Source organism: Mesorhizobium sp. B1-1-5 (assembly GCF_006443065.1).
GTDB lineage: Bacteria > Pseudomonadota > Alphaproteobacteria > Rhizobiales > Rhizobiaceae > Mesorhizobium.
In genome coordinates this window covers 1-1,410 of the sequence record NZ_VFWS01000381.1, presented here as the reverse complement: position 1 = coordinate 1,410, position 1,410 = coordinate 1, and the positions used below count along the sequence as shown (strand labels likewise).

Annotated in this window: 2 protein-coding genes; one reads left to right on the top strand and one right to left on the bottom strand. The window is 67.4% G+C overall.

Annotated features, from left to right (window positions below; all coding sequences use genetic code 11):
• Positions 1-469, top strand: a 469-nt coding sequence (locus FJ980_RS31580; RefSeq protein WP_140547434.1) for an FCD domain-containing protein, incomplete at its 5' end; no start/stop codon positions are given.
• 85 nt (positions 470-554) lie between these two features.
• On the opposite strand, the gene FJ980_RS31575 is transcribed toward FJ980_RS31580, so the two are convergent.
• Positions 555-854, bottom strand: a complete 300-nt coding sequence (locus FJ980_RS31575; RefSeq protein WP_140517526.1) for a hypothetical protein — start codon at positions 852-854, stop codon at positions 555-557.
• Between the last annotated feature and the right edge of the window lie 556 nt (positions 855-1,410).

Genomic DNA, 1,410 nt, shown 5'->3' with positions numbered 1-1,410 from the left:
GCTCGACGTGCGGCCGCGCGCAGGCATCGCCATCGCGCCGCTGCACCCCGGCGACTGGCTGCGCGTCCTCGACGCGCGCCGCGGCGTCGAGGTGGTGCTGGCCCGCTCCGCGGCGCGCTTCGTCACCCGCGACGCAGCCGACCTCTTCCACGATGCCGCGCTTGCCATGCAGAAGGCTGTCATCTCCGGCAACGTGCTTGCCTTCATCCAGGCCGACAAGACGCTGGACGAGGCGCTGGCGCGGGCTGCCGACAACCCGTTCGCGGCCAGGCTGGCTGCCCCGCTGCAGACCCACAGCCGCCGCTTCTGGTTCCGCTACAAGGCCGATACCGGCCTGGCGGAATCGGCCGAGCATCACGTCGCGCTGATCCGCTCGATTGTCGACGGTGACGAGGAAGCCGCCGCGAAGGATGCCAAGCGGCTGATGGCATTGCTGCGCGCCCATGCCGAGGCGGCCGCCACACGTTGAAGCGTACCGCCAGACACCGACCCCGGTTCAGGACAGTGCATGCCCAAGCCTACGCGTCGCCTGAACCGCTTAGACGCGATGCGCCTCAGGCTCCTGGCAAGGCCGCCTTGATCGTCGGGCTGTCCCAGCCCTCGCCCACGGACAGGATGCAACTCTGGCCCTTGGTGTCGGAGGCGAGGACGGTCCAACTGCCCTGTTCGGAAACGAACACCTCAAGCACCACGTTGGGATTGATCAGACCACGCCCGGCCTCGCTTTCGTGGAAATTCTCGCCGAGCGCCTTGACGATGTCGGCGCGTGCCGCACATTGCCCGGCTGCATTCGCCGGCCCTATCGATAGCGCCGCCGCGGCGCATAGCAGCATGGACATAAGACGTTGTGCCATCGGACACCTCCTTGCGCCCGACGATGCGATGCTAACGGTCAGCCGTCGGCGCTCTGGTTGCCTGCCATGCCTCCTCCAGGGCAGGATCGTAGCTCTAAGTCCTGGCGCCCTCGCCGGTTCCATCACATTAGCGTTTGCAAAATAAACGGCCCGCCAGGGGACTCGGGCCGTAGATTTTTGGGTGGTCCTGCCGGCCCGCGCGGCCGCAGCCGAAGGCGAGGACGCGCAAGCGGACAAGCGTCCGGCTAGTTCATCGTCGGGATGACGAACTCGGCCCCGTCCTTGATGCCGGCCCGCGCGCCCGCAGCCGAAGGCGAGGACGCGCTATCGGACAAGCGACCGGCTAGTTCATCGTCGGGATGACGAAATCGGCCCCGTCCTTGATGCCGGCCCGCGCGCCCCGCAGCCGAAGGCGAGGACGCGCAAGCAGACAAGCGTCCGGCTAGTTCATCGTCGGGATGACGAACTCGGCCCCGTCCTTGATGCCGGACGGCCAGCGCGAGGTGACCGTCTTGGTCTTGGTGTAGAAGCGGAACGCGTCCGGACCGTGCTGGTT